This is a genomic window from Aureispira sp. CCB-QB1 (assembly GCF_000724545.1).
Lineage (GTDB): Bacteria > Bacteroidota > Bacteroidia > Chitinophagales > Saprospiraceae > Aureispira.
This window is the reverse complement of the sequence record NZ_JHBV01000022.1, coordinates 13,479-36,435: the sequence shown is the minus strand read 5'-3', so window position 1 is coordinate 36,435 and position 22,957 is coordinate 13,479. Positions and strand designations below refer to the sequence as shown.

Here is a 22,957-nt window from a genome sequence, read left to right as displayed (position 1 = left end):
TAATGCAAGTGTAAGTATATTTATGAAGGACTGGCAAGATCAAGAAAAGTATAGGTGGAATTATTTAAAAGGAAAACGAGGAAAGCAAAAACTAGAAGAGTTAGAACTAGAAACATTAATAGAATATGGTATTCAGCAAAAACAGATAACGGATAAAAAATACTTTTTTGCTACTTGTATTCAGCAAGAAGGAGTGTATGAAGTGAGTAAACGTCTTTTGAAAAAATTTCACAGAGGTGATAATTTGACAAAAATGAATGTTTTATATAGCTTTTATTATGTCTATGAAAAAGGAGAAGATGGGAGGGAAAATAATGCTATAGAGTATAAAAATAGAATTAAAAACTTATTGCCTTATTTCTTTACTTGTGAAAATTTAGTTATAAAATCTTTTTTTTCAAGAGGTTTTTATCCTGGTGATTTTAAAGAACATTTTTGTGATTTACCAGAAACAAGTGAGGAGTTATATTACCATTTAAAGTTAATGGGGGACGATGATAATATTAACCTTTTAAAACAAGTAGAACCTTGGGTAGATTTTGATCGAATAGAAGCCTTTTTCTTATTTTTGACTACTTCTATTCATCTTTTAAAAGAACAAACCGCACTTATTTTATATCAAGAAGAAAGTCGAACTAAAACAATTAAATATAAAATTGGAGATCGGTTGAAACTAGTTTTGCCGAATAAGGAGGAGCTTTATTCTGAAATAATAGCCTTTAATAATGACAAGAATCAACTAGTAATACACTGGGAGGAAAATTGGAGCATAGCGTCAAACCAAATAGAAGTATTTTTACTATTATAAGAATAGCCCCGTTGCTTTTTAGTGTAAATGTTAAATAAAAGTATATCTTTTAACAATCAGTATGCACTCAAACCTTCCCTTCTGCCCAATCTTGCTCAAACTGATGCATTGCTTGTTCCAAATTGCCAACAGCACATTGATTGCCACAACCTTTGGAACAACCACTAGCTTTGCTAGGTCTAAAAATGGAGACCAAATAAGCAATGGCAGCCAAAAAGACGATAAGAATAACCGTATGTTCTAAGTATTCCATTAGCTTAATAATTGATAGGTTAACAAGGCTCCAAAGTAAGCTAGAGCAGTCATGTAAGTTAGTTGAATTAAAGGCCATTTCCAGCTTCTAGTTTCTCTTTGTACAATAGCTAAAGTAGCCATGCATTGCATCGCAAAAAGGTAAAAAATCAAGAGAGAAAAACTAGTAGCAGTTGAGAAAATAGGCGCTCCTGTTTCAGGATTTTGCTCATTGCGCAATTTATCTAATAAAGTGCCTTCTGAGCCATCTGTATCACCAACACTATAGATGGTTGCCATAGTCGAAACAAAGACTTCTCTAGCGGCAAAGGAGGTAATCAAAGCAATGCCTATTTTCCAATCGTAACCCAATGGACGAATAACAGGCTCTATGAAATGCCCAATATGACCTATATAGGAAGCCTCTAGTTGTTTAGAAGCAATTAAAGCAGCTTCGCTTTCTGCTATTTCGGGTTGTATTTGATAGAGTTCTATTGCTTCTTGTTCTGCTTGTTGCATGGCACTTGGAGGACCGTATGTAGCCAAAACCCATAGAATAATAGAGATGGCAATTATAATTTTACCAGCCTCAAAAACGAAATCACTAGTTTTTTGGTAAATAGTGATGCCAACACTTCTCCATTGAGGGAGCTTATAAGATGGCAATTCCATGATAAAAAAGTTATCGTCTTGAATGTCATTAGAAAGCAGTTTGTTAAAAATAGCAGCAGAAATGAGCGCAGCCAGAAAGCCTCCTAAATAGAGTCCCGCCAAAACGAGGGATTGCAGACCAAAAGGTCCGAAACCAGCTACAGGGGGAACAATGAGTGTGATGAATATAATATAGACTGGTAGACGAGCAGAGCAGCTCATTAGTGGCGTGACCATAATAGTCGTCAAACGTTCTTTCCAAGAAGTAATATTTCGAGTGGCCATAATTGCAGGAACAGCACAAGCAGCACCAGAAATCAACGGAACAATACTTTTTCCATTTAAGCCAAAACGACTCATTGTCTTGTCCGTCAGGAACATGACACGTGCCATATAGCCCGTTTCATCCAAAATAGATATAATAGCAAAAAGAATGGCTATCTGCGGGATAAAAATAACAATACCACCGATGCCTGCAATAATACCATCTATTAGTAAATCAGTAATTAAACTTTCTGGTAACAAGCCAGCTAACCAGTCCGAAAAATCGGAAAAACTATTGTCAATCCAATCCATTGGAGGGGTTGCTAGATTGAAAATAGCTTGAAATATAAGTAGGAGAATGGTAAAGAAAATAACATAACCTCCAATATTGTGAAGCAATATTTTATCTAGTCGCTCGGTTATAGTAACAACATTTTTAGATTCCGTAACAATGCCTTCTAAGCTATGATTTAATCGGTTTAGCCGTTCTTGAGAGTCTGTTGTTTGAAGTTGTAATAAGTCAATATTATAGTTATTAATAATATTACTTAGTAGCGTTTGTTGCTGAGAACTTAAAAAAGATAAATGCGTCTGTTGACTAAGCAATAGCTTGGCATGAAAAGGGTTTTGCAAAGGAATATTTGCATGAATCTCTTTTTCCCACGCTGTTGTTAACTCAGGAGAAGCTGCGGTATCAAAGGAAGGTGGATTCACTTTTTGAATGGCATCTTCCAATTCTTTCAACCCTTGTTGCAAACGAGCATTGATACAAACAAGGGGTAGCCCGATTGCTTTTTCTAGTTGTTGAACATCAATCTCAACGCCTCGATTGTTGGCTACATCTAACATGTTCAATACAACAACAATAGGAAAATTAAACGCCCTTATTTGGTCTAATAATAATAAGCTACGAGTTAAGTTACTAGCATCCAAGACCAATAAAATTAAATCTGGACGTTCTTTGTGATCAGGATTGAATAGCGGATCTAAAACGACTCGTTCGTCTGGTGATTTGGCAAACAAACTGTAGATTCCAGGAAGGTCAATCAAATCAATAGACTGACCATTGGAGAGCGTCCAAATACCTGTGTTTTTGTCGATTGTAACACCAGAGTAGTTTCCTACTTTTTGGTTCAAGCCCGTCAAAGCATTAAACAAGGAAGATTTGCCCGCATTGGGATTTCCTAATAAAGCGATATTTTTTATGTCAAGTGCTGGAGTAGTTGCTGTCATTATTGTTTGCGGATAATCAAATTTTTAGCCTCGTTTGAACGAATAGCTAGTAAATTACCAGATGCAGTTTTGATAGAAAGCGGTCCATTGAATGGCGTTTTACGATACAGTTCTATCGTTGTTCCCAACGGGCAGCCCATGTCTGTCATGACCAATTCTACTTGGGGGTTGTTAAAATCTTCGATAACGGCTTTTTCACCCACATTTAAGTCTGTTAATACCATAATGCATCAATTTTTTTGGTGGATAAAGGGATGGGGTAATGAATTTAACCACAAGGTTACGAAATTGTTTTTAAAATATTAAGTCTCTAATCAATTATATTTATTTAGATTAAGTATAGATAATTTTTTGACAAAATGCTTACAACGAACTTAAATATTGGTATTGATAAGATTAAATCTTACATTAGCAGTTTAACGGTAGAGAGAACAGCCTCTTATACTGTTAGAAGTAATATTCTGTTGCTTTTTTAGTTTTTCATAGAAAAACATAAAAAGCAACGAAGTAATGAGAAGGATATTAAAGAGAAATTATACAATCTGTCCAAAAAATAGTTTTACCCACCAATGCAAGAAAATAACAAATACCTGATTGTAATCGCTGGTCCTACGGCTAGTGGCAAAACCGCTTTGGCTATACAATTGGCTCAACAATTCGATGCTGAGATTTTATCTTGCGATTCTAGGCAATTTTTTAAAGAAACAACGATAGGGACTGCCAAGCCTGATGCTGAAGAGTTGGCAGCGGCAGTACATCATTTTATAGATTGCCTTTCTATAGAAGAAGCATACAATATTGGAGATTATGAACGGGATGTTCTTGCTTTTTTAGAAGATTATTACCAAAAAAAGAATATTGCCATCATGGTGGGGGGATCGGGAATGTACATACGAGCAGTTTGTGAAGGATTGGATACTTATCCAAAGGTAGATAAAAAAATTCGATTAGAACTCAATCAGCTGCTAGAAATAGAAGGGGTGGAGGCGTTGCAAGAGGAATTAAAAAAGGCAGATCCTGTTTATTATGCCAAAGTAGATGTGTCCAATCCTCATCGCTTGATTCGTGCCTTGGAAATTTGTAGAGGAACGGGGCAGCCATTTTCATCGTTTCAAGGCAAAAATAAGGTGGAACGTCCTTTTACAGTCATCAAATTGGGAATTCATTGGGAACGAGCAGTCCTATACGATCGCATCAACAGAAGGGTCGATTTAATGCTAGAGGCAGGGTTGTTAGAAGAGGCGAAAACATTATATCCTCAACGAGCACTTAATGCGTTGCAAACGGTTGGTTATCGAGAATTCTTTGATTATTTTGATGGCAAAACAACTTTAGAAGAAGCAATAGAGTTGGTGAAGCGCAATACACGACGGTATGCCAAACGCCAAATGACTTGGCTCCGAAAAGAAAAAGACTTGCACTGGATTGATGCTGAAACAGCAATTGATGAGGTGGTTGATTTTTTGAAGGATAAAATAAAGGAATAAAAGCATCGTTAGAAAAATGGTTTCTTTTTTATTGAGGTTTAAATTTTTAAGTACCGTTAAATCAATCCATTTTTTATAGAGCTGACTATTAGCCACCAATCTCATTAACTAGCAAAAGAACAACAGCTCTGCTAACTTTTTTGTATCTTGCATCCTACAAACAAGACACCCCAAGTTTGTGATTCTAAATCAATGATCAATGTTATCAAAAAAGCTTATATTAAATCTTGTTATTCTAGGATTCTGTTTAATAACTCACGTCACTTGGGGACAAGAACATCCGTTGTTAGAAAAGACGCTTACAATTGAAATAAAAAATAGAACAATTGCTGCGGCTTTAAATTTATTGGAAGAAAAAAATTCAGATATTCATTTTGTTTTTGACCCTTCCAAAATCTCCTTAGATAAGCGTGTTAATGTCTCTGCAAAAAACAAATCAACAAGCTGGATACTAAAGCAAGTATTGGCAGGAACGCCAATAGATTTTAAAGTAATTGGAACACAAGTCACGTTGTTTAATAATCCAGATAAGGTACAACCTCCTGTACCACAGTTTACTATTAGTGGATACCTTATTGACCATCAAACTAATGATCCATTAATTGGAGCTACTATATTTGAACCGATTACATCTAGAGGGACAACGACAAACATAGAAGGCTTTTATAGTTTAACCTTGCCCAAAGGAAAACATCAAATTGTTTGCTCTTATATCGGTTATGAGTCTATTACAACAATATTAGATTTGGTAAAGCATACAAAGCTCGATGTGAATCTGAATTCAGGACAAGAAATGGAGGAAATTGTTGTTGAATCGACAGAACATATGGAGTCTAGACATGAGTTAAATGTCATTAGTAGCAATACAATGGATATCAAGGTCGTCAAGGCATTGCCTAGTTTGTTAGGTGAGGCAGATGTCGTCAAGGCGATGCAGTTGCTACCTGGTGTACAATCAGGTAGTGAAGGAGCAAGTGGTTTGTTTGTAAGGGGAGGAGGTCCTGATCAAAATCTATTTTTGTTAGATGGTGTTCCTGTTTATAATGCCAATCATCTTTTTGGGTTTGTTTCTATCTTTGATAGCAAAATTATCAAAAAAGCAACCATTATCAAAGGTGGTTTCCCTGCTCGTTATGGAGGGCGTTTGTCTTCGGTACTAGATATTCACACTCGAACGGGGGATATGCAAAAATTTCATGGCGAACTTTCAATCGGGTTGCTTTCTGGAGGTTTTTCGATAGAAGGTCCCATTTGGAAAGGAAAAACGTCTTTTCTTGTGTCGGCAAGACGATCTTGGGTCGATATAATTGGGGTACCCATTCAAAGAGCTATTGTAGAAGGGAATAATGGGAATGGAAATGTTATTGATTATAGTTTTTACGATATTAATATCAAGCTTAAACATAAGTTCTCAGATAAAAACTACCTCATTTTAAATGGTTATTTCGGAGATGATATTTTTAACTACAATCAGACCAATCATCTCAATTTTGATTTAGGACCAGAAACATTAAGCAAATCAATTCGCAACGATGATTATTTGCAATGGGGAAATAAAATTGTTGCTTTGCATTGGCATACTGAATTGAGCCAAAAGTTATTTATGCGTACTTCGGCTACATATAGTAATTATTTCTACGAATCGAAGACAGAGAGCTATTCAGAGTTAAAAGATAGTCATGGCTTTATGATTCAGAAGGAAGAGTTTGAGTCAGAAGGACAAACTCCGATTCATGATATTGGAGGACATATGGCATTTGATTATATTCCGCACAATAAACATTACATTCGTTTTGGTTTAGGGTATACCTATCACTTATTTCGTCCCGAAATAAGTAAATCTACATTTAGTTTTGGAGGAAAGGAATCAGAAGTGGAGAGCTTTAATCATATCCATGAATTTACAGCCTATATCGAAGATGATATTCGAATTGGCAAGATTCTAAAAATTAACCCAGGGATACACTTAGCTGATTTTTATTTAAAAGGAAAAAATTATTTCTCTATTCAACCTCGTTTGTTGGTTAATTTATTGGTTGCCAAACGAACTTCTATCAAAGCATCTTATGCGAGAATGTCGCAGTTTGTCCATTTATTGACCAATCCAGGGATTGGCTTGCCAACCGATCTTTGGTTGCCAACAACTAGAAATATTCCACCAGAGCATTCGCATCAGTGGTCGTTAGGAATTACACAAGACTTGCCCTTGAATTTAGAATTTACAGTAGAAGGTTTTTACAAATTGATGGAAAATGTATTGGAATACAATCCTAGTACAAACTTTTTACAAGATAGAGGTTCTTGGGAATCTTTGGTAGAAATTGGACAAGGAGAAAGTTATGGCGCAGAGGTATTGTTTCAACGCCAAAAAGGAAAATTTACAGGATGGGTTAGCTATACCTTGTCTTGGTCTTGGCGAAAATTTGAGCGACTGAACCAAGGTAAACCATTCCCATATCGTTATGACAGAAGGCATGATGTAAGTGTAGCATTGAATTATAAGTTTAATAAAAATTGGGATATTGGCTTAGTTTGGGTATATGGAACAGGGCATCCGGTTACGTTAGGTTTAGAGCGTTACACACCTATTCAAGCTCAAATAGGGCACTATAACAACAGCAATATCCCTATAGCAACAACAGGTTCTATTATTGCTGATATTACCAATGTTGTCAATCGAAATAATTTTAGAATGCCGCCTTATCATAGGATGGACTTAACTGTCAACTGGCACAAACAGCTCAAACATGGGGCACAAACTTTAAGCATAGGAGTGTACAATGTTTATAACCAACTGAACCCTTATATGGTTGTGCCAAAAGAGCAAGAAGACGGAACACTCAAATTATATCAAGTGAGTATTTTGCCAATCATGCCGTCAATTTCTTTTACAAGATCTTGGTAAACGGATTGTTTTAATAAGCTTAGTGAACCGTTTTGAAGAGTAGAGTAGCTTCAAAATTACCAACACGCAACGCTTGGTTGCAATGGCGTTGGTGGTGAGCGATCATAAAAAGAAATATATCTCCAAGACGTAATTTTAATAATTTAAAGACCTCTATACGGACTTTTGCTTTGTTCAGGTTAATATGTCTAGCCGCTTCAATGAGTTGCAAGAATTCTTTTTGCCCTTGAATGAATCGCTGCACGACATCTGGGCGAACGGTACTCAAAGAAGGATTTAATGTTTTGACAGTTTGAGTGGGTTTGGTATTGTTAGGATGCACGGACTCAATAGATTTTTTGCCCAACCATGTTGAGTTAAATGTAGGAACTGCTCTCCATTGTTTTTTTTTGGCTTTTTCTATGGCTAATTGTGCCTCTTTATTATAATAATCCGAGTAATAATTGAGGTGTTCTAAACATTCAGCAATACTCCATTTTTGTGCATTGGGTTTGTAGTTTAAGACTTCTGAAGATAAGGGAGCAAAATGTTCTTCTGCTAATTTTAAAATAGCCCTACTAGTGGCTTCTACTTGTTGTAATAAATCACTCGATTTCATAGGTGTATTGTTATTATTAATGTCAATCGTTAGTTCGCTTAAAATCGTATTTGGTTATTTCATAAACGTAGCGAACTATTAACAATACAAAAGTCCACAAAAAAGAATTAAAAAATCTTGATTGAAATCAACGTTTCCAAACTTTCTTTTTAATTCTGCTAAATGTTTCGGGACTCATTTGCAAGTAGGAGGCAATGTAACGCTGCGGAACCAACTGAAAAAGGTGTGGACTGTGGTTCCACAAGCGTATAAATCTTTCTTGGGGATTGGAGTTGTTTAAGTAGACTTCTCGTTCAATTCTGCCCAAGAGTGCTTGCTCCGTCAACTTACGCCAAGCCCGTTCTAATCGAATATTTTGTTCAATAACCTGATAAAAATCCTCCCGAGCAATACCTATCAATCGACAGGGAGTAATGGCTTGAATATAATAATCGGTAGGTTGATTAGAAATAAAAGAAGCATAAGCACAAATAGCCGTATTGGGATAACCAAAACCAATGCAGGTTTCTTCTCCTTGGTTGAGAACACAGATTTTTAGTGTTCCTTCCAAAACCCAATAAAGGTGTTTCCCAATACTTCCTATATCCGAAAGATATTCTTTGCGTTGAAGGTGTTTTTCTTGATTCCAATGCTGCATTAGGCTAGCCCAGTCTTGATCATTGATTGGAATTTGTTGATGTAGAGTTTGGCGAAGTAATTCCATAATGGCAGATGTGTGTTGGTATCCTATCCTGCTAAATATGAATTTAGCAAAAAGGCTGTTGGTAGGAAGGATAGCTATGGAATAGGTCTAAAAAAGAATTTGAGAATTAAAAAAGATTGGATAATTTCCTCTTTAATTCTCAAAATTAATAGAACATGTCTAGTAGTCAAAAATGTATCAGTAAAGCAGGAGATAACTAATTTTCAGGAGCGGTAACCTCTGTTTTTTCTCCAAAATACTGTACAAATTTTCTCATATCATTGGCCATCTCCTTGTTGTTGGTAGCACGAAAGTACGTATCTGCTAGCCCACGGAGGGTTTGGTACATGAATTTATTCATTTCTGTTATTTGTAACTCATTTGTCCAAAGATCAATTTTATACGTATCTCTATAGTCCTTATCAAACAAAGCCAATAGCATTGCTTTTGACTCCTTAAATTCTGGTGTATCAGGAGAATCTTGTGCCAACCATTCAATTTTTACAGGAACGTTTTGCTCATCCAAACCTATTCTACAAGTGATGTCACTTGTCTTAACCACTTTTTGGTTATTGTTTTCCATAATTAAGTATTAATTATAAGTAAGTCGGTACAGAGAATATAGACTGTATTTCTTAGTATTTAAGTATAAACGACTACTTACGGTTTTGTTTTTACATGATTAATTCAAAGATATTTTCTTAATAGTAGTTCGTTGATTTTTTACTTTTTTACCAAAAAGATAAAAAAGCACATTTATATTAGTTTGATAATCAAAATTTTAACACAAAACACAGCAAAGGTGTAACTTGTTGATTATCAAACTAATAAAGTTTTTCAACGAACTATTGTTCTTAAGTAAGTGGGCAGAAAAAAATATAGCTAAAAAATAGGTTGTTTTTTATATGTTTTTTCTGAACGATTACTTATCTAACTGCAAAGATAATAAAAGTTTGGCTTTCTAAGATTCGATCAAGACTTCCTTTTTGTCATAACGATATAATTGATATCGTTGAATGATCGAAATCAACTTATTGGCATAATTAGGATCTGTAGCATACCCTACTTTTTGCAATCCATGCGCCCAAGCTTCAAAATCATAAATATCTAAGGCAAAAAGAGGCATGTAATGAGCTCGTTGAACCAAGAAGTTAGAATGACCAATATAGGACGCTTGAATATTTTTGTAACGTCTAAAACAAGACAGCATAGGATACATTCGTTGCTTTTTTTGATTCCATTCATAAGAATAAATACAATGGCGATCCGTACTATCCCATTTAGCCTCTGCTTTAATACCAAAGTGATTATTGGCTTGCATCGCTAATTCACTTGTGCCATATTTTGACTCTAGGATTGCTTGTCCTAGTGTAATGCTAGCAGGAATTTTGGCTCGTTGCATTTCTTGTACTGCCAAGGTGTAATTGAGCTCAATATATTGTAGGACAGTATCTATAGGCATGTCCTCTATGAGTTCTGCTACTGCCGCATCGACCGTAGGAACAGGTTGGTAAATGTACAAGGCAAAAATAAAGTAAAGTACTAAAGGAATTCCAATAACCTTCCACATGATTTATCTAAAGTATGTCCGCATCTGTAATTTTAAAGGTACAATTTTGGCTGTTTTCAGCACCTTTTTCAAAGTCCCAATCGGCTTCATTCGTTAAATCTTTGTTCAATGTTCCACCTCCAACAATTTCTACGCGAATAGAGTCGTCGTAAACGCTACAACCTTGTCGTATATCAACATTACTATTTTCCTCTTTGTAAAAATGAATTTCCTTAAATTCTCCTGCTGCTACGGTTACAGTGTCTCCATAAGTCATAGGATTAAAAGGACCATAAAAATAGAAATGAATGGTTTTAGAACTGGTGTTATCGATATTTTTAGTAAATAAGGTATCGTTTCTATCGCAAGCCAATAAAGTTGCAAGAATTAAACTGAATGCTAGTATTTTTTTCATGTTGTGTTTATTAGTAGTTCGCTAGATTGTTACTGTGTGGTCGTTATTTTTTGTTAACTAAGTTGGCATTCTCAAGAGCTTACGTAGCGTAGGAAGTAACTCAACTAAGCGAGCTGAAAAAGTAAATCAAGGAATAAGAACAGGTTTATAGAATTAGTATTGATTGTATGAGTTAATACTCCGTTGATTTTTTAGTTTTTCTACGAACCCGCAGGCTCACGAAGTAAAAACGTAAAAAAGTATCTTGTATTAGTTTGATTACCAGTCTTTTAGTGTAAAGGTTGATAAAAATGCATCTTTCTGATAATCAAACTAATACGATTTTTCAACGGAGTAATGATGAGTTGTCTACCACAAAAATACAAAATCCATTACACCTACTCAAAAATAAAGCAGGAGTAATGGATTTTATTGTTCTATTAAGACATTTTAATACATTAAGTAAGTGGACATAAAAAAATATTCAAAACCTTGGTATTAGAGTCGTTAGTAGACAATTATGGGGACATCATTTAGTCCTTGTCAAAAACATAGCTGTACTCACCAGGATATTTTTTGTAAAATCCGTCTAAGACAATTTCACCTTCCGCATCAACAATCGCATCTTTAAATTCTTCTAAGGAGCTGATTTTTTGATTGTTAACGGAAGTTATAATAAATTCTCGTTCCATATTGGTGCCTTCGATGATCCCATCTTTATCAATTTTGGTAATAATAACCCCTTCTGTATCTTTGAATTCATCGTCATCTAAGGTCTCGGCAGCAATTCCTAGATTTTCCAACAAGTTTTCTTTTGAATTTAGAAAACCACTTGTGCTTCTTTTCTCTCCAAGCGCAATGGTATTAGAGCCATTTTTTAAAATCACTTCAGTTGATTTTAATTTTCCTTCTCTCAAGAAAATAACAGCAATTTTTTCTCCTGGACGGAATAGCCCTACTTGTTCTTGCAATTCTGGCGAACTTTTGACATCAATACCATTGACTTTAACAATAATATCACCACGTTGCAAACCTGCTTCTTCGGCGGCACTTTCTTCACCAACTCCTTGGATATAAACACCATCCATAGATTCTAACTTGTTCTCATCTGCAATTTCGTCCGAAATATCTTTGATGGTCACTCCCAAAAAGCCACGTTGAACCTCACCAAACTCAATCAAATCTTGCATTACTTTTCTTACCAAGTTGGCTGGAACAGCAAAAGAATACCCCTCATAGCGTCCTGAACGGGTAATAATGGCCGTATTGATACCAATCAAATTACCATCCGTATCTACCAAAGCACCACCACTGTTACCCGGATTAACAACAGCATCGGTTTGAATAAACGATTCGATGTCATAAGCACCATCTAAAATATCAATATTTCTCCCTTTGGCAGAAACAATCCCAGCGGTAACTGTAGAGGTTAAATTAAAAGGATTACCAACTGCCAAAACCCATTCACCAACAGAAACATCATCCGAATTACCAAATTGCAACATCGGCAGTTTGACATCTTTTAGGTCTCGTTTTTTGATTTTGATGACAGCTAAATCAGTTGTTTTGTCCGTACCAATGATTTTAGCTTCGTAGGTTCTCTTATTATTTAAGGTAACGGTTACTTCCTTGGCACCACTAATAACATGATTGTTGGTAACAATATAGCCATCTTCAGAAACAATAACCCCAGAACCAGACGATTCTCCTCCAAACAAGCGGTCGTATCGATCGCCGCTACTGCTATGAATATGGACTACCGTTGGGCGAACTAAGTCGGCAGCATCTTTAAAAGAACTGACATTGGTTATATCTGGATAGTAGTTGGGGTGATTTACTTGCTTGGCAAAAGAAGCTTCCTTGATGATTACATCCCGAACAGGGGTAACAGGTTCTTCAATATAATATTTGTAAATTCCTAATGTTAATCCAGAACTTAAAATAGAAATGGCTAAGACCATCAAAACATTCTTCATAAGTTTCATATTTTCTTTTAACAAGTACTATTTAGGTAGTTCATCTTCTCTTAAAGAAGAAAAACAGCGTTTCTTTATTTTTTGAATGATTACTTAACTGTTGGGAGATATTTTAAAAGGAGACCAAAAGATACTTAATTATTTTCTTTTTATAATAAACGCTATTAGCAAACAATTGATTAATTTTATGCTTCAATAATTGTACTAAGTATTGTTTGAACTTTAATTATACGTAGATAATAAATAATAGTTCGTTTAAAATTTTTGTTTTCTATGGAAAAAGGAAAAATTTCAACAAACGTTCTATAAAGTAAGAAATACAACTTATGGAAAAGGAAGAAGATGAAAGACCATTTATTGAACTAAGCCGCAAAGAGCGCAGAGACAGGGCTAGAAAGATGATTTTCGGAGATTTTAAAGATGAATATCTTGGAAATATTTGGGGTTGGAAGTTCTCCACCTTCTCTTTTATTGGTTTGGCGTTGGTAGGAGCAGTTGCCTTTTATGGTATTTATACAGGCAAAATAGATCTTAACAAACTGGACAAAGAAGAACCTGCAAGTGTCCTCGAAAATCCGAATCCACATCTAAAAGAAGCTGCTGTTAAAGATACGTTAAAGTTGCAAAAATAGCTTATTTGTCTTGCTCTATCCATGTTTTTAAATCAAAATCAGTTGGGTGATACGTTATTCCTCGCAGTTCATAGCGATTGCCCATATCTAAGAGCAACTCTAGATAAATCTCTTGATTTTTTCTCTTTTCTTCATGATCTATTCGAACAATATTTTCTTTGGGAATAATATGAAACTCACGAGGATTGTTTTCAAAGTAATATTCTTTAGTGATAAGCGTGCCATAACGAGATTGGCGTGGATTTTTTAGAGCGTCATTGATATATAAACCTATTTGAAAATACTGTCTAACTAAAAACAAGAAAGTAACAAGAAACAAGGCAATAATTGTGATTCCTGTAACAACTGGACCATCAATATGCCAATAATAAACAGCATCTGTATACCAAGCGTGATATGCCAAGTAGCAAAACAAAACGCCTATAAGAACAGATGCGCCTAAATAGAACTGCTGTTTTTTATACAAATAGGCATATTGGTATGGTATAAATGTTCCTTCTAAGGTAGTGGCTTGATTATTGTCAAAAGCACTAGAAAATGCGGAAGCTGCTAATTGTATTTCTTTTTCTGTTTTCATGATTTTGTAATAAATCAATAGTGTTTTTTACTATTACTCCGTTGAAACCACGCAGTAGCAGCGCAGCTAACTAAAAGCAAAGCGCTCACGCAGTAAATCGTATTATTTTATTAGTAGTTTGTTGAAACCACATACAAAGCTCAAGCAACGAGCAAGTAATTAGCAGCACTGCTAACCACTATATTAAAATGCTTACTTTGGGCAAAACAATAAGAACGTAAATTTAGTAAATAATCAATTTATATAGCTTATAATCTGCAAAAAATATGGAGTGGTTGCCACCGAAACAAATGTTTTTCGTATGATTTTTCTATTTATCTTCAAAATCACCTAAATTGTAGGATACCTGATTTTAACCGAACAAACAGAGTTGACGCTAATAGATATTCTTAGAACATCTTTGGTAATTTATTGACAACAATACAAGTGATTATACAATGAATCAATGGGGTTCTATAGGAACTATACTTTTATGCATAACACTGTTTGCTGCTTGTAGAGACACCACTACAGTACATACAGAAAGGACACCAAGAGGAGCTGAAACCTTGGTGACAAATGATTCTGTGCCACATCAAATTATGGTAGGTCCAGATACATTACATTATTCCATTCAGTTGGCTTACAAACTAGAAGAAAAAGCGAAAGATTATACCCAAAATGACATTACAAAAATAGTATTCACTTATCCACAGGTAGATTCTTTTTCGGCAACAGTAATTATGGATTCTGTGAATACCCTTGTACAAGATTTGTTGTTACAAGATATGATGGGAGAGGTGCGTTATGAAAACTTAGAAGAGCGAATGACGCAGTTTTTACAAGAATACAAAGAACACAAGCAAGAAATGATTGAATTTCAACTCCCATCTAGTAATTGGGTATTTGAAATGAAAATTGATGTGTTGCTCAATAGACCATCTTTAGTTTCTCTAAGAATAAATAAATTAGAATTTACAGGAGGAGCACATGCCAATTCATGGACGAACTATTTAACGGTAGATCTGACAACAGGCAAGGTAGTTGACCTAAAAGAATTGTTTATTGATGATTTTGAATCTCAATTGTTAACCATTTCAGAAGCTGCATTTAAGCGAACTGTTAATTTGGATGCAGATACCAATTTGGTGGAAACCCATTATGAGTTTAGTACAGGAGAATTTATGTTGCCACCTAACTTTTCGGTGGGAACAGATGGGCTACATTTTTATTATAATCCATACGATTTAGGACCTTTTGCCTTGGGGGCAATCTCTTTTGAAATTCCTTATCAAGAGATTTTATCAATTATAGATACAAGTATCTTGCCCTTAGAACCTATAGAAGGATAAAACCAAGAATACAAGAATAAGTATAGAAGTAGATTCAAATACTAGGGAGGGTGATAATCAATAGTATGAACCTACTTCACGCAAAGCAAGCAGTTGTGTACCTTGAAAAACTGCCGTATTACTTATACTTATTTAACTAAAAACTTAGTTGAAGTGTGCAAAAAAATAGATTAAATAGTATAGACGCTATTTCTATTCAAAAATGTAAGCTTCTTTTTTAGGAGTTGCTGCTGTTTCCTTGTCTACTGTTCCAACAATATTCAATCGAATGGTAGGGTTTTGAGAATCGTTACTTGTAATAGTGACGTATTTTGTAAAAGAACCCAAACGATTGGTATCATACTTAACCTTTATCTTAGCCTTTTCTCCTGGCAAAATAGGCTCTTTGGGCCATGTAGGGACCGTACATCCACAGCTTTTTTGAGCATTATGAATAATTAAAGGAGCTGTACCTGTATTGGTAAAAGAAAAGTATCGTTCGCCATTAGATCCTTGAGCAATCGTACCATAGTCAATTTTTTCGGTATCAAAACTGATTGTTTGAGCTGATAATTGAGTGCCTAAAACAAAAAAAAGCACTGCGCTAACTAATCTTTTCATAAGTAGAAGTATTATTTAAACTAATTCGATAGTTGTAAAACTAAAAATTTAGTTATAAGGGGTGAAAAAATATCCCATTCCAATAAGAAATGGGATGATTGATTATAATTGATTATTATCCTTGAGGTTGTTCTTTCAACGCAGGAGCAGGAGTATTTGCAGGAGCATCTACTGTTCCAAAAATTTTCAAACGAGTAGTTGTATTTGTTTGAGCATTGGTAGTCAAAGTAACATATTTAGTAAAAGCACCTGTACGTTTAGTATCATATTTTACTTTGATAAACTCACTTTCACCTGGCATGATTGGCTCTTTTGGATAAGAAGGAACGGTACATCCACAGCTTCCTTTTGCTGCCGAAATAACCAATGGACCAGATCCTGTGTTGGTAAATTTGAAGTAACGATAACCAGTAGAAGCATTTTTAATGTTTCCATAGTTCCATTCTGTTGCAGTAGTACCTGGTTGATCCATTTGCGCACCTTCTTTTTCTGCTGCTGAAGAAGCTTTTGTACAGTCACCAGCTGCATAATTAGAGAACGTAATTTCTTGTGCAGAAGCAAAAGAAACGGCTACCAATAATACCGCAAATAGAGAGAATATCTTTTTCATTTTGATGTCAATTTTTATGTTGATAAGAATTTGGTGTAATAATGTTGTAATACGAAGATATAATTAAAGAATTAAAAATCCTAGTACTTTAATAGTATGTTAACTAATTTTTTAGTTAAAGAGTTCTACTAGGATTTTTATTTGTTTGATTACGAGGCTTAGTTAAACATGCTTTTTTCTTTGGCAGGAGTTGGAGCCGCTTCTGCTTCAACAGTACCTGTAATTTTTAGGCGAGTAGTTGTGTTAGAAGTTGCATTGGTAGTTAGGGTAACATATTTGGTAAATGCTCCCACACGTTTAGTATCGTATTTTACTTTGATATATCCCGCTTCACCTGGCATGATTGGCTCTTTGGGATAAGAAGGAACGGTACACCCACAGCTTCCTTTTGCTGCCGAAATAACTAAAGGAGCCGATCCTGTATTGGTAAACTTAAAGAAACGAACACCAGTCGATGCTTTTTCGATTTTTCCATAATTCCAATCTGTAGCTGTTCCTGTTTGTACTAATTTAGCTCCTTGTTGCTCATCAGCCGTTTTTAAGTCTTTTGCTTCTGCTTTTTCGCCTTGGTACAACTCAAGTTTGATGTCTTGAGCCATAGACGTAGATGCAAATAGTACTAGTATAGCGAATAGATTAATTAGCTTTCTCATGTCAAATAGTTTATTTTAATAGTTTATACTTATACGAGTGAAATGATATAAAATATTGATTTTAATTCAATTGTTTCATAGACACATACATCAAGTATCTATGTAATATGATTATAAAGGTATAAAATTTTGAGTCAAATCCTAGCGAATTAGTAGTATTTTAACTAAAGTTTTAGTTTGACTCATGCTTCTACACTTCCTATATCCAACAGCTATGCCAAAAAAACTGCAATTGTCGATTTTTTTTGATTTATTTTTGGATTAGCTTCTATAGGTCCAACTTTTTGTTATATTTTTGCACCCATATTCGGAAATCAAAAACAAATGATTTTAGAATATTGTTGTGTACAAGGTATTTTTATGAATAACAAGTTGTATTTATAAGAAAGAACTGTTGAGATAAGTTATTGTAACCAAAACGAAAAAAAGCATGAGTCAAGCTAAAACAAAAAATACTTCTCCTAAGTATTCCAAAAAGTTTCAACAAGAAGCTTTAGAAGATTTCAGAACAGTATGTATTAGTCGCGAAGCAAGTTTGCTAGGACGCAAGGAAGTTTTGACAGGAAAGGCTAAGTTTGGCATATTTGGAGCAGGCAAAGAAGTTGCTCAAGTAGCAATGGCAAGGGTGTTTAAGAATGGTGATTTTCGTTCAGGATATTACAGAGGTCAGACATTTATGTTGGCTTCTGGTTTGGCAACAGTCGAAAATTTATATGCTCAGTTGTATGCACATGCAGATCCCAAACATGAGCCTTTTTCTGCTGGTCGCCAGATGAATTCTCACTTTGCAACGCCTTTAGTTGATGAACAAGGAGAGTGGCTGGATCATACTGCTACCAAAAATGTTAGTGCAGATATTTCTCCAACGGCAGGACAAATGGCGCGTGCCTTAGGTTTAGCATTAGCCTCCAAAAAATATAGAACTTCTCCTGATTTGTCAACAGGGACGAACTTTTCGAAAGAGGGAAATGAAGTTTCTTTTTGTTGTATTGGAGATGCAAGTACTTCGGAGGGCGTATTTTGGGAAACCTTAAATGCTGCGGGAGTGATGCAAGTACCTCTAGCCGTTTTTGTATGGGATGATGGATATGGTATTTCTGTTCCCAAAGAATATCAAACAACCAAAGGAAGTATCTCTGAAGCTTTAGCTGGTTTTCAACCTACTCAAGAAGGTGAAAAAGGGGTTGATATCTATACCACCAAAGGGTGGAACTATGCTGAAATGCGTACAGTTTTTGAAAAAGGAATCGACAAAACCAGAGAAAATCATATACCTTGTTTGTTTCATGTAGAAGAAGTCACACAACCACAAGGACATTCGACTTCTGGGTCTCATGAGCGTTACAAGGATGCTGAGCGTTTGAAATTCGAGAAAGAAAAAGATGGCATTGTTCAAATGAAGCAATGGTTGATTGATGAAGGAATTTCGACTCTTGAAGAGCTAGACGCTATCCAAAAAGAGGCTAAAAAAGAAGTTCGTGCTTCTATCAAAAAAGCTTGGAATGCGTTTAATGCGTCTATTCAATTTAATTTAAACAAAGCACAAGAGTTGTTAGGGCAACTTGTTAACGAAAGTGCACAAGCAGAAGCAATTGCTGCCATCAAAGAAAAATTAGCTAAAAGCTTGGACCCAACCCATAAGGATGTGGTTAAAGCTGTGCGTCAAGCACTGTATTTAGTTAAAAATGAACAAGGCGCTGCTGTTCAAGCATTGGGCAACTGGGCAAATGAATTGATTGCAGAGCATACAGATTCTTATACTTCTAATTTATACAGTGCTTCTAAGTATGCTGCTTTAAATATTCCTGAAGTACCCGCTCAGTATAGCGATGATGCTCCTTTAAAAAATGGCTTTGAAATTCTAAATGCGTGTTTTGATTATCACTTGACCAATAATCCGAGCTTATTTGCTTTTGGTGAAGATGTTGGAAACATTGGAGATGTGAACCAAGGATTTGCTGGAATGCAGGCAAAACACGGCGAGGCACGTGTCTTTGATACGGGAATCCGAGAGTGGACAATTATGGGGCAAGCTATAGGAATGTCTATGCGTGGATTGAGACCAATTGCTGAAATTCAATATTTAGATTATCTAATCTATAGTTTATCGGCTCTGTCGGATGATTTGGCAACCGTACGCTATCGCTCTAATGCAATTCAAAAAGCACCTGCCATTATTCGAACTAGAGGGCATCGTTTGGAAGGAATTTGGCATTCTGGGTCACCAATTGGTTTGTTGTTGAATAGCTTGAAAGGGATTTGTCTTTTGGTGCCTAGAAATATGACACAGGCAGCTGGTTTTTATAATACCATGTTGCAATCAGATGATCCTGCTTTGATTATTGAGTGTTTGAATGGCTATCGTTTGAAAGAGCAATTGCCAGACAATGTACACGAATTTACAGTACCTGTGGGGGTTCCTGAAGTATTAAAAGCAGGAACAGATGTCACCTTGGTGACTTATGGCTCTTGTGTGCGTATTGCAGAGGCGGCTGTGAAGAAATTGGAAGCAGAGGGCATTTCGGTAGAGTTGATCGATGTACAGTCTCTAATGCCATTTGATGTCAACCACTTAATTGCAGATTCTCTTAAAAAGACCAACCGTTTGGTTTTGTTTGATGAAGATTTTGCAGGCGGAGCAACGGCTTATATGATGCACAAAATCTTGGTAGAACAAAAAGGATATTATGCCTTGGATTCTGAACCTGTTAATATCCATGCCGCTGATGTGCGTCCTCCTTATGGATCAGATGGAGATTACTTTACAAAACCTAGTGTGGAAGATGTATTTGAAAAAGTGTATGCGTTGATGCATGAAGCGCAGCCCGATCGTTTTCCTCCATTATACTTTATGTAAAAAAACTGAGTAAGTTATACGATAAATTTAAAGACTGATGCAACAAGTATCGGTCTTTTTCTGTTTAAATAAGATGGTTCTTTATAGCGTTTTACCCCAAAAACGGAGAAGGTTTGCCAACGAACCTATTGATTTCTTAACCTCTTAATATTTATTGTATACTATGGCACATAAATTTATTGCATATCGTTCTGTTGAGTCAGAAGTTATTACGGCTATTCGTAATAATAAACATGAAGTATATTACGCTACGGAGTTAGATGCAGATACTTCGGAAGAAAAACTTTGCCAAAAAGCAAACGGTGAAGGCTATATTTTTTTGACAGGAGATAAGGAATTTGCGCAAGATTTATATCAAAACCAACGGGTTCAATCTGGAATTATGTTAGTTGATGTTAAAGAAGATAATGTACACGCTAGAGCTAAAGTAGTCTTGGATGCGATAGCTAATCATGATGTACAACTGATTGGCAATTTTGCAACTGTAACAAAACAAAACGTACGCTTAAAAGCAATTCAACAAGCATAGCTTATCAATCACTCAACGACCACGAAGGTAGCAACGTAGCGAACTATTACTAGCATTAAAACATAATAATTTCTAAAACAATGAAACCAATCTGCATTTTTTTACTATCTACTATTGCCTTATTTTTTTCTACGGCTTTTTCATGGTCTTACTTAGATAATACCCCCATCGTAGAAGTTGTGATTACCAATATCCGAAACAATAAAGGAAACTTGGTCTTGGGATTTTATAAAGATGGCAAGTCTTTTTCGAAGCGAACACCATTTATGAGTAAAGTGGTAGAAAAAACAACCATGAAAAACGGAATAGTCAAGTTTTCATTACCTTTACCTGCTGGAAAATATGGCATTGCTTTATTGGATGATGAAAATAAAAATGGTAAAGCGGATTATGGTTTTTTATTACCAATAGAAGGGTTTGGTTTCTCAGACTATTATCACAGTGGGGTGTTGGCTCCAACGTTTAACGATTTTGATTTTGAGGTGGGGAATACAGATAAATCCGTTACCGTGAAATTAAAATATATGTAAGTGTAAGTAGACAACTCCCATGATAGAACTTTATTTTAAAGATAATCAGGTTAAGAAGGTCCAGTCTGTAGATGAAATTACCTACCAATTAACAGATTTGTTCAACGTACGAATTATTGATTTTTCTCAAAATGAGTTAAATGCTTTGGCGCAAAAGTTTGGATTAAATCTAACGATATTCAATCAAAAAGAGGACATAGAAATCAGTTCGCACTTCTTAAATTTGTCCAACCAATTGGTATTTAATTTTTCAATTCCTAGCTATTCTTCCCAAGTGTTTTTTGAAGAAGAAGAAGTATTTATTATTATCAAAAGTAACGTTGTCTTTTATTTTTTGACCACAAAAATGGATCGAAATCTGACAAATTTGACAAAGTCTCGTTATGATTTTGATAGTATTAATTTTAATTCTCACTTGGAGCATTTCGTTTTTCAGATAGGTGTCATCTCTGATTACTATGCTGATTTAACAGAGCTAATTTCAAAAAGAATTAAGCAGCTTTTTTTAAAAACGTTAGAAGCCAAGCAATTTGTAGAGAATGATTTGGATTTGATTACAAGACTCAATTTTAACAATCTACTGGTAAAAGAATCGATTAATAACTTTCAGCGCATTTTAATACTATTAATTCGTAGTGGTGATCGAGAAAAAATCATTAATCAGCGAATAGGAGTAGAACTAGATGATATTGCCGTTATAACAGAACATTTGCAATATAATTTTGAACGATTGGATGATCTGAAAGAAAATATTAATAGTAAGATTGATCTAGAGCAAAATAGAATTTTTAAGAGTCTGACCATTATAACGGTTTGTATTTCCTTGCCAACATTAATTGCAGCCATTTATGGGATGAATTTTCAACAAATGCCAGAATTACATTGGCAGTATGGTTACCCCTTGTCTCTAGCATTAATGGGCAGCAGTTTCTTGGCAGCAATTGCCTTTTTTAAACTAAAAAAATGGCTATAACTAACTTCAATAGTTCGTTAAAACTACGAAGTAGCAGCGTAGCTAACTACTAAACTTGTAAGCATAATTAAATTAGAATGGGGAAAATTTATCACTTAGCAAAACTAATCATACTTGTAGTTGTTGTGCTAACGAACAGTAGTTTTCAAGCTAAAAATAGTACAATGAAAAATATAAAAATAACTTATTATTACGATGCCTTATGTGGTTGGTGTTTTGGTTTTAGCCCTGTTTTTAAGGAAATTCATAAAACCTACCATGCCAAAATAGATTTTGAGGTAATTAGTGGCGGATTGTTTTTGGGAGATAGAGTAGGACCTATTAATGAAGTTGCTCCTTATATAAAAGCGGGAGCGTACAAAACGGTAGAGTCTACAACAGGAGTAATCTTTGGAAAGGGCTTTGTTGAGCGTGGTTTGGAACAGGGAAATATGATTATGAATTCCTTGTGTCCTGCAATGGCATTGTGTGTGGTGAAATCTGATTACCCTCAACAGGTAATTCCTTTTGTGGGGTTATTGCATCAAGCTTTCTATGTGGATGGGAAAAACCCTGAAGATATCGAGATGTATGGAGACTATGCTGCTCAGTTGGGTATCAATAAAGCTGTGTTTAATGAGAAAATGCAACTAGAGGTTTTTCAAAAGCAAGCCTTAGAAGAGTTTAGCTTGTCAAGCCAAGAGAATATTGGTGGATTTCCTGCGCTAGTATTGGAAGTAGGAGGCAAGAAAACAATATTGTCTAGTGGATATACTTCTTATGAAGTACTAGAGCGAAAAATAGAGGCAATTTTAATAGATTAATCTTAGGGAATAAACTGCTCAATACGGTTGTCAAAAAAGAAAAATTGGAGTCTATTGTTATGTCATAGGCTCCAATTTTTTAGT

General features: G+C 35.2%; 24 protein-coding genes. 11 read left to right on the top strand and 13 right to left on the bottom strand.

Annotated elements, in window-relative coordinates:
- The first annotated feature begins 22 nt into the window (after window positions 1-22).
- Window positions 23-808 carry a hypothetical protein gene (locus CG11_RS10285; RefSeq protein ID WP_156039730.1) on the top strand — a complete coding sequence of 262 codons (786 nt, stop codon included), beginning with the start codon at window positions 23-25 and terminating at the stop codon, window positions 806-808.
- A 67-nt stretch (window positions 809-875) separates the two neighbouring features.
- On the opposite strand, the gene CG11_RS10280 is transcribed toward CG11_RS10285, so the two are convergent.
- Genes CG11_RS10280 through CG11_RS10270 form a run of 3 tightly spaced genes read right to left on the bottom strand, consistent with a single transcriptional unit; the run spans window position 876 to window position 3,411 of the window.
- Window positions 876-1,061: a hypothetical protein gene (locus CG11_RS10280; protein ID WP_052595812.1), complete on the bottom strand. Its 186-nt coding sequence runs from the start codon at window positions 1,059-1,061 to the stop codon at window positions 876-878.
- Window positions 1,061-3,187: a ferrous iron transport protein B gene (feoB, locus tag CG11_RS10275; RefSeq protein WP_052595810.1), complete on the bottom strand. Its 2,127-nt coding sequence runs from the start codon at window positions 3,185-3,187 to the stop codon at window positions 1,061-1,063. Before feoB ends, CG11_RS10280 begins: the two co-directional genes overlap by 1 nt.
- Window positions 3,187-3,411 (bottom strand): FeoA family protein, encoded by a 225-nt coding sequence (locus CG11_RS10270; protein WP_052595809.1) that lies wholly within the window; start codon window positions 3,409-3,411, stop codon window positions 3,187-3,189. Before CG11_RS10270 ends, feoB begins: the two co-directional genes overlap by 1 nt.
- A gap of 345 nt (window positions 3,412-3,756) precedes the next feature.
- On the opposite strand from CG11_RS10270, the gene miaA reads away from it, so the two are divergent.
- Together miaA and CG11_RS10260 are read left to right on the top strand one after the other, a co-directional pair.
- Window positions 3,757-4,674, top strand: coding sequence for a tRNA (adenosine(37)-N6)-dimethylallyltransferase MiaA (gene miaA / locus CG11_RS10265; protein ID WP_052595806.1), 918 nt, complete (start codon window positions 3,757-3,759; stop codon window positions 4,672-4,674).
- Window positions 4,675-4,873: 199 nt separating this feature from the next.
- Window positions 4,874-7,579 carry a TonB-dependent receptor gene (locus tag CG11_RS10260; RefSeq protein ID WP_052595804.1) on the top strand — a complete coding sequence of 902 codons (2,706 nt, stop codon included), beginning with the start codon at window positions 4,874-4,876 and terminating at the stop codon, window positions 7,577-7,579.
- Between the two features lie 19 nt (window positions 7,580-7,598).
- On the opposite strand, the gene CG11_RS10255 is transcribed toward CG11_RS10260, so the two are convergent.
- The 5 genes from CG11_RS10255 to CG11_RS10235 form a co-directional block, all read right to left on the bottom strand.
- Window positions 7,599-8,177 (bottom strand): DinB family protein, encoded by a 579-nt coding sequence (locus CG11_RS10255; RefSeq protein ID WP_052595802.1) that lies wholly within the window; start codon window positions 8,175-8,177, stop codon window positions 7,599-7,601.
- Window positions 8,178-8,304: 127 nt separating this feature from the next.
- On the bottom strand, window positions 8,305-8,880 hold the full coding sequence (locus CG11_RS10250) for a Crp/Fnr family transcriptional regulator (protein ID WP_052595800.1): 576 nt from the start codon (window positions 8,878-8,880) through the stop codon (window positions 8,305-8,307).
- 196 nt (window positions 8,881-9,076) lie between these two features.
- A complete protein-coding gene (gene gldC / locus CG11_RS10245) occupies window positions 9,077-9,442 on the bottom strand; it encodes a gliding motility protein GldC (protein ID WP_052595798.1) in 366 nt (121 codons plus the stop codon).
- A 378-nt stretch (window positions 9,443-9,820) separates the two neighbouring features.
- Window positions 9,821-10,429, bottom strand: a complete 609-nt coding sequence (locus tag CG11_RS10240) for a glycoside hydrolase family 73 protein (RefSeq protein WP_052595796.1) — start codon at window positions 10,427-10,429, stop codon at window positions 9,821-9,823.
- Window positions 10,430-10,436: 7 nt separating this feature from the next.
- Complete coding sequence (locus CG11_RS10235; RefSeq protein WP_052595793.1) at window positions 10,437-10,823, bottom strand: hypothetical protein; 387 nt, start codon at window positions 10,821-10,823, stop codon at window positions 10,437-10,439.
- A gap of 290 nt (window positions 10,824-11,113) precedes the next feature.
- Between CG11_RS10235 and CG11_RS30155 the strand changes: the two genes are divergently transcribed.
- Window positions 11,114-11,278 carry a hypothetical protein gene (locus CG11_RS30155; protein WP_156039729.1) on the top strand — a complete coding sequence of 55 codons (165 nt, stop codon included), beginning with the start codon at window positions 11,114-11,116 and terminating at the stop codon, window positions 11,276-11,278.
- A 57-nt stretch (window positions 11,279-11,335) separates the two neighbouring features.
- Here CG11_RS30155 and CG11_RS10230 read toward each other — a convergent pair whose 3' ends face one another.
- Complete coding sequence (locus CG11_RS10230) at window positions 11,336-12,787, bottom strand: trypsin-like peptidase domain-containing protein (RefSeq protein ID WP_231512783.1); 1,452 nt, start codon at window positions 12,785-12,787, stop codon at window positions 11,336-11,338.
- A gap of 317 nt (window positions 12,788-13,104) precedes the next feature.
- Here CG11_RS10230 and CG11_RS10225 point away from each other — a divergent pair, with 317 nt between their 5' ends.
- A complete protein-coding gene (locus CG11_RS10225; protein ID WP_052595792.1) occupies window positions 13,105-13,410 on the top strand; it encodes a hypothetical protein in 306 nt (101 codons plus the stop codon).
- Between the two features lies 1 nt (window position 13,411).
- Here CG11_RS10225 and CG11_RS10220 read toward each other — a convergent pair whose 3' ends face one another.
- The gene (locus CG11_RS10220; RefSeq protein WP_052595790.1) at window positions 13,412-13,987 is read right to left on the bottom strand and encodes a DUF1772 domain-containing protein; all 576 of its coding nucleotides are present in this window, start codon (window positions 13,985-13,987) and stop codon (window positions 13,412-13,414) included.
- A gap of 437 nt (window positions 13,988-14,424) precedes the next feature.
- Here CG11_RS10220 and CG11_RS10215 point away from each other — a divergent pair, with 437 nt between their 5' ends.
- Complete coding sequence (locus CG11_RS10215; protein ID WP_052595788.1) at window positions 14,425-15,318, top strand: DUF3298 and DUF4163 domain-containing protein; 894 nt, start codon at window positions 14,425-14,427, stop codon at window positions 15,316-15,318.
- Window positions 15,319-15,510: 192 nt separating this feature from the next.
- On the opposite strand, the gene CG11_RS10210 is transcribed toward CG11_RS10215, so the two are convergent.
- From CG11_RS10210 to CG11_RS10200, 3 genes are all read right to left on the bottom strand, one after another.
- A complete protein-coding gene (locus CG11_RS10210; RefSeq protein WP_052595786.1) occupies window positions 15,511-15,918 on the bottom strand; it encodes a DUF1573 domain-containing protein in 408 nt (135 codons plus the stop codon).
- A 115-nt stretch (window positions 15,919-16,033) separates the two neighbouring features.
- Complete coding sequence (locus CG11_RS10205; protein WP_081909521.1) at window positions 16,034-16,528, bottom strand: DUF1573 domain-containing protein; 495 nt, start codon at window positions 16,526-16,528, stop codon at window positions 16,034-16,036.
- 158 nt (window positions 16,529-16,686) lie between these two features.
- Window positions 16,687-17,181: a DUF1573 domain-containing protein gene (locus CG11_RS10200; protein ID WP_052595784.1), complete on the bottom strand. Its 495-nt coding sequence runs from the start codon at window positions 17,179-17,181 to the stop codon at window positions 16,687-16,689.
- A gap of 430 nt (window positions 17,182-17,611) precedes the next feature.
- On the opposite strand from CG11_RS10200, the gene CG11_RS10195 reads away from it, so the two are divergent.
- The 5 genes from CG11_RS10195 (at window position 17,612) to CG11_RS10175 (ending at window position 22,873) form a co-directional block, all read left to right on the top strand.
- Window positions 17,612-20,038, top strand: a complete 2,427-nt coding sequence (locus CG11_RS10195) for a thiamine pyrophosphate-dependent enzyme (protein WP_052595782.1) — start codon at window positions 17,612-17,614, stop codon at window positions 20,036-20,038.
- A gap of 163 nt (window positions 20,039-20,201) precedes the next feature.
- The gene (locus CG11_RS10190; RefSeq protein WP_052595779.1) at window positions 20,202-20,567 is read left to right on the top strand and encodes a DUF5615 family PIN-like protein; all 366 of its coding nucleotides are present in this window, start codon (window positions 20,202-20,204) and stop codon (window positions 20,565-20,567) included.
- Between the two features lie 80 nt (window positions 20,568-20,647).
- Complete coding sequence (locus tag CG11_RS10185) at window positions 20,648-21,097, top strand: DUF2141 domain-containing protein (RefSeq protein ID WP_052595777.1); 450 nt, start codon at window positions 20,648-20,650, stop codon at window positions 21,095-21,097.
- 19 nt (window positions 21,098-21,116) lie between these two features.
- Window positions 21,117-22,070 (top strand): CorA family divalent cation transporter, encoded by a 954-nt coding sequence (locus CG11_RS10180; protein ID WP_052595775.1) that lies wholly within the window; start codon window positions 21,117-21,119, stop codon window positions 22,068-22,070.
- A gap of 164 nt (window positions 22,071-22,234) precedes the next feature.
- A complete protein-coding gene (locus tag CG11_RS10175; RefSeq protein WP_156039728.1) occupies window positions 22,235-22,873 on the top strand; it encodes a DsbA family protein in 639 nt (212 codons plus the stop codon).
- Window positions 22,874-22,957 lie beyond the last annotated feature (84 nt).

Excerpts from the sequence above, each read along its gene's own strand:
- CG11_RS10205 (WP_081909521.1), bottom strand. The coding sequence starts at position 16,528 with ATGAAAAAGATATTCTCTCTATTTGCGGTATTATTGGTAGCCGTTTCT.
- miaA (WP_052595806.1), top strand. The coding sequence starts at position 3,757 with ATGCAAGAAAATAACAAATACCTGATTGTAATCGCTGGTCCTACGGCT.
- CG11_RS10190 (WP_052595779.1), top strand. The coding sequence starts at position 20,202 with ATGGCACATAAATTTATTGCATATCGTTCTGTTGAGTCAGAAGTTATT.
- CG11_RS10280 (WP_052595812.1), bottom strand. The coding sequence starts at position 1,061 with ATGGAATACTTAGAACATACGGTTATTCTTATCGTCTTTTTGGCTGCC.
- CG11_RS10210 (WP_052595786.1), bottom strand. The coding sequence starts at position 15,918 with ATGAAAAGATTAGTTAGCGCAGTGCTTTTTTTTGTTTTAGGCACTCAA.
- CG11_RS10240 (WP_052595796.1), bottom strand. The coding sequence starts at position 10,429 with ATGTGGAAGGTTATTGGAATTCCTTTAGTACTTTACTTTATTTTTGCC.
- CG11_RS10235 (WP_052595793.1), bottom strand. The coding sequence starts at position 10,823 with ATGAAAAAAATACTAGCATTCAGTTTAATTCTTGCAACTTTATTGGCT.
- CG11_RS10260 (WP_052595804.1), top strand. The coding sequence starts at position 4,874 with ATGTTATCAAAAAAGCTTATATTAAATCTTGTTATTCTAGGATTCTGT.
- feoB (WP_052595810.1), bottom strand. The coding sequence starts at position 3,187 with ATGACAGCAACTACTCCAGCACTTGACATAAAAAATATCGCTTTATTA.
- CG11_RS10175 (WP_156039728.1), top strand. The coding sequence starts at position 22,235 with ATGAAAAATATAAAAATAACTTATTATTACGATGCCTTATGTGGTTGG.
- CG11_RS10195 (WP_052595782.1), top strand. The coding sequence starts at position 17,612 with ATGAGTCAAGCTAAAACAAAAAATACTTCTCCTAAGTATTCCAAAAAG.
- CG11_RS10225 (WP_052595792.1), top strand. The coding sequence starts at position 13,105 with ATGGAAAAGGAAGAAGATGAAAGACCATTTATTGAACTAAGCCGCAAA.
- CG11_RS10180 (WP_052595775.1), top strand. The coding sequence starts at position 21,117 with ATGATAGAACTTTATTTTAAAGATAATCAGGTTAAGAAGGTCCAGTCT.
- CG11_RS10250 (WP_052595800.1), bottom strand. The coding sequence starts at position 8,880 with ATGGAATTACTTCGCCAAACTCTACATCAACAAATTCCAATCAATGAT.
- CG11_RS10285 (WP_156039730.1), top strand. The coding sequence starts at position 23 with ATGAAGGACTGGCAAGATCAAGAAAAGTATAGGTGGAATTATTTAAAA.
- CG11_RS30155 (WP_156039729.1), top strand. The coding sequence starts at position 11,114 with ATGCATCTTTCTGATAATCAAACTAATACGATTTTTCAACGGAGTAAT.
- CG11_RS10185 (WP_052595777.1), top strand. The coding sequence starts at position 20,648 with ATGAAACCAATCTGCATTTTTTTACTATCTACTATTGCCTTATTTTTT.
- CG11_RS10255 (WP_052595802.1), bottom strand. The coding sequence starts at position 8,177 with ATGAAATCGAGTGATTTATTACAACAAGTAGAAGCCACTAGTAGGGCT.
- gldC (WP_052595798.1), bottom strand. The coding sequence starts at position 9,442 with ATGGAAAACAATAACCAAAAAGTGGTTAAGACAAGTGACATCACTTGT.
- CG11_RS10220 (WP_052595790.1), bottom strand. The coding sequence starts at position 13,987 with ATGAAAACAGAAAAAGAAATACAATTAGCAGCTTCCGCATTTTCTAGT.
- CG11_RS10270 (WP_052595809.1), bottom strand. The coding sequence starts at position 3,411 with ATGGTATTAACAGACTTAAATGTGGGTGAAAAAGCCGTTATCGAAGAT.
- CG11_RS10215 (WP_052595788.1), top strand. The coding sequence starts at position 14,425 with ATGAATCAATGGGGTTCTATAGGAACTATACTTTTATGCATAACACTG.
- CG11_RS10230 (WP_231512783.1), bottom strand. The coding sequence starts at position 12,787 with ATGAAACTTATGAAGAATGTTTTGATGGTCTTAGCCATTTCTATTTTA.
- CG11_RS10200 (WP_052595784.1), bottom strand. The coding sequence starts at position 17,181 with ATGAGAAAGCTAATTAATCTATTCGCTATACTAGTACTATTTGCATCT.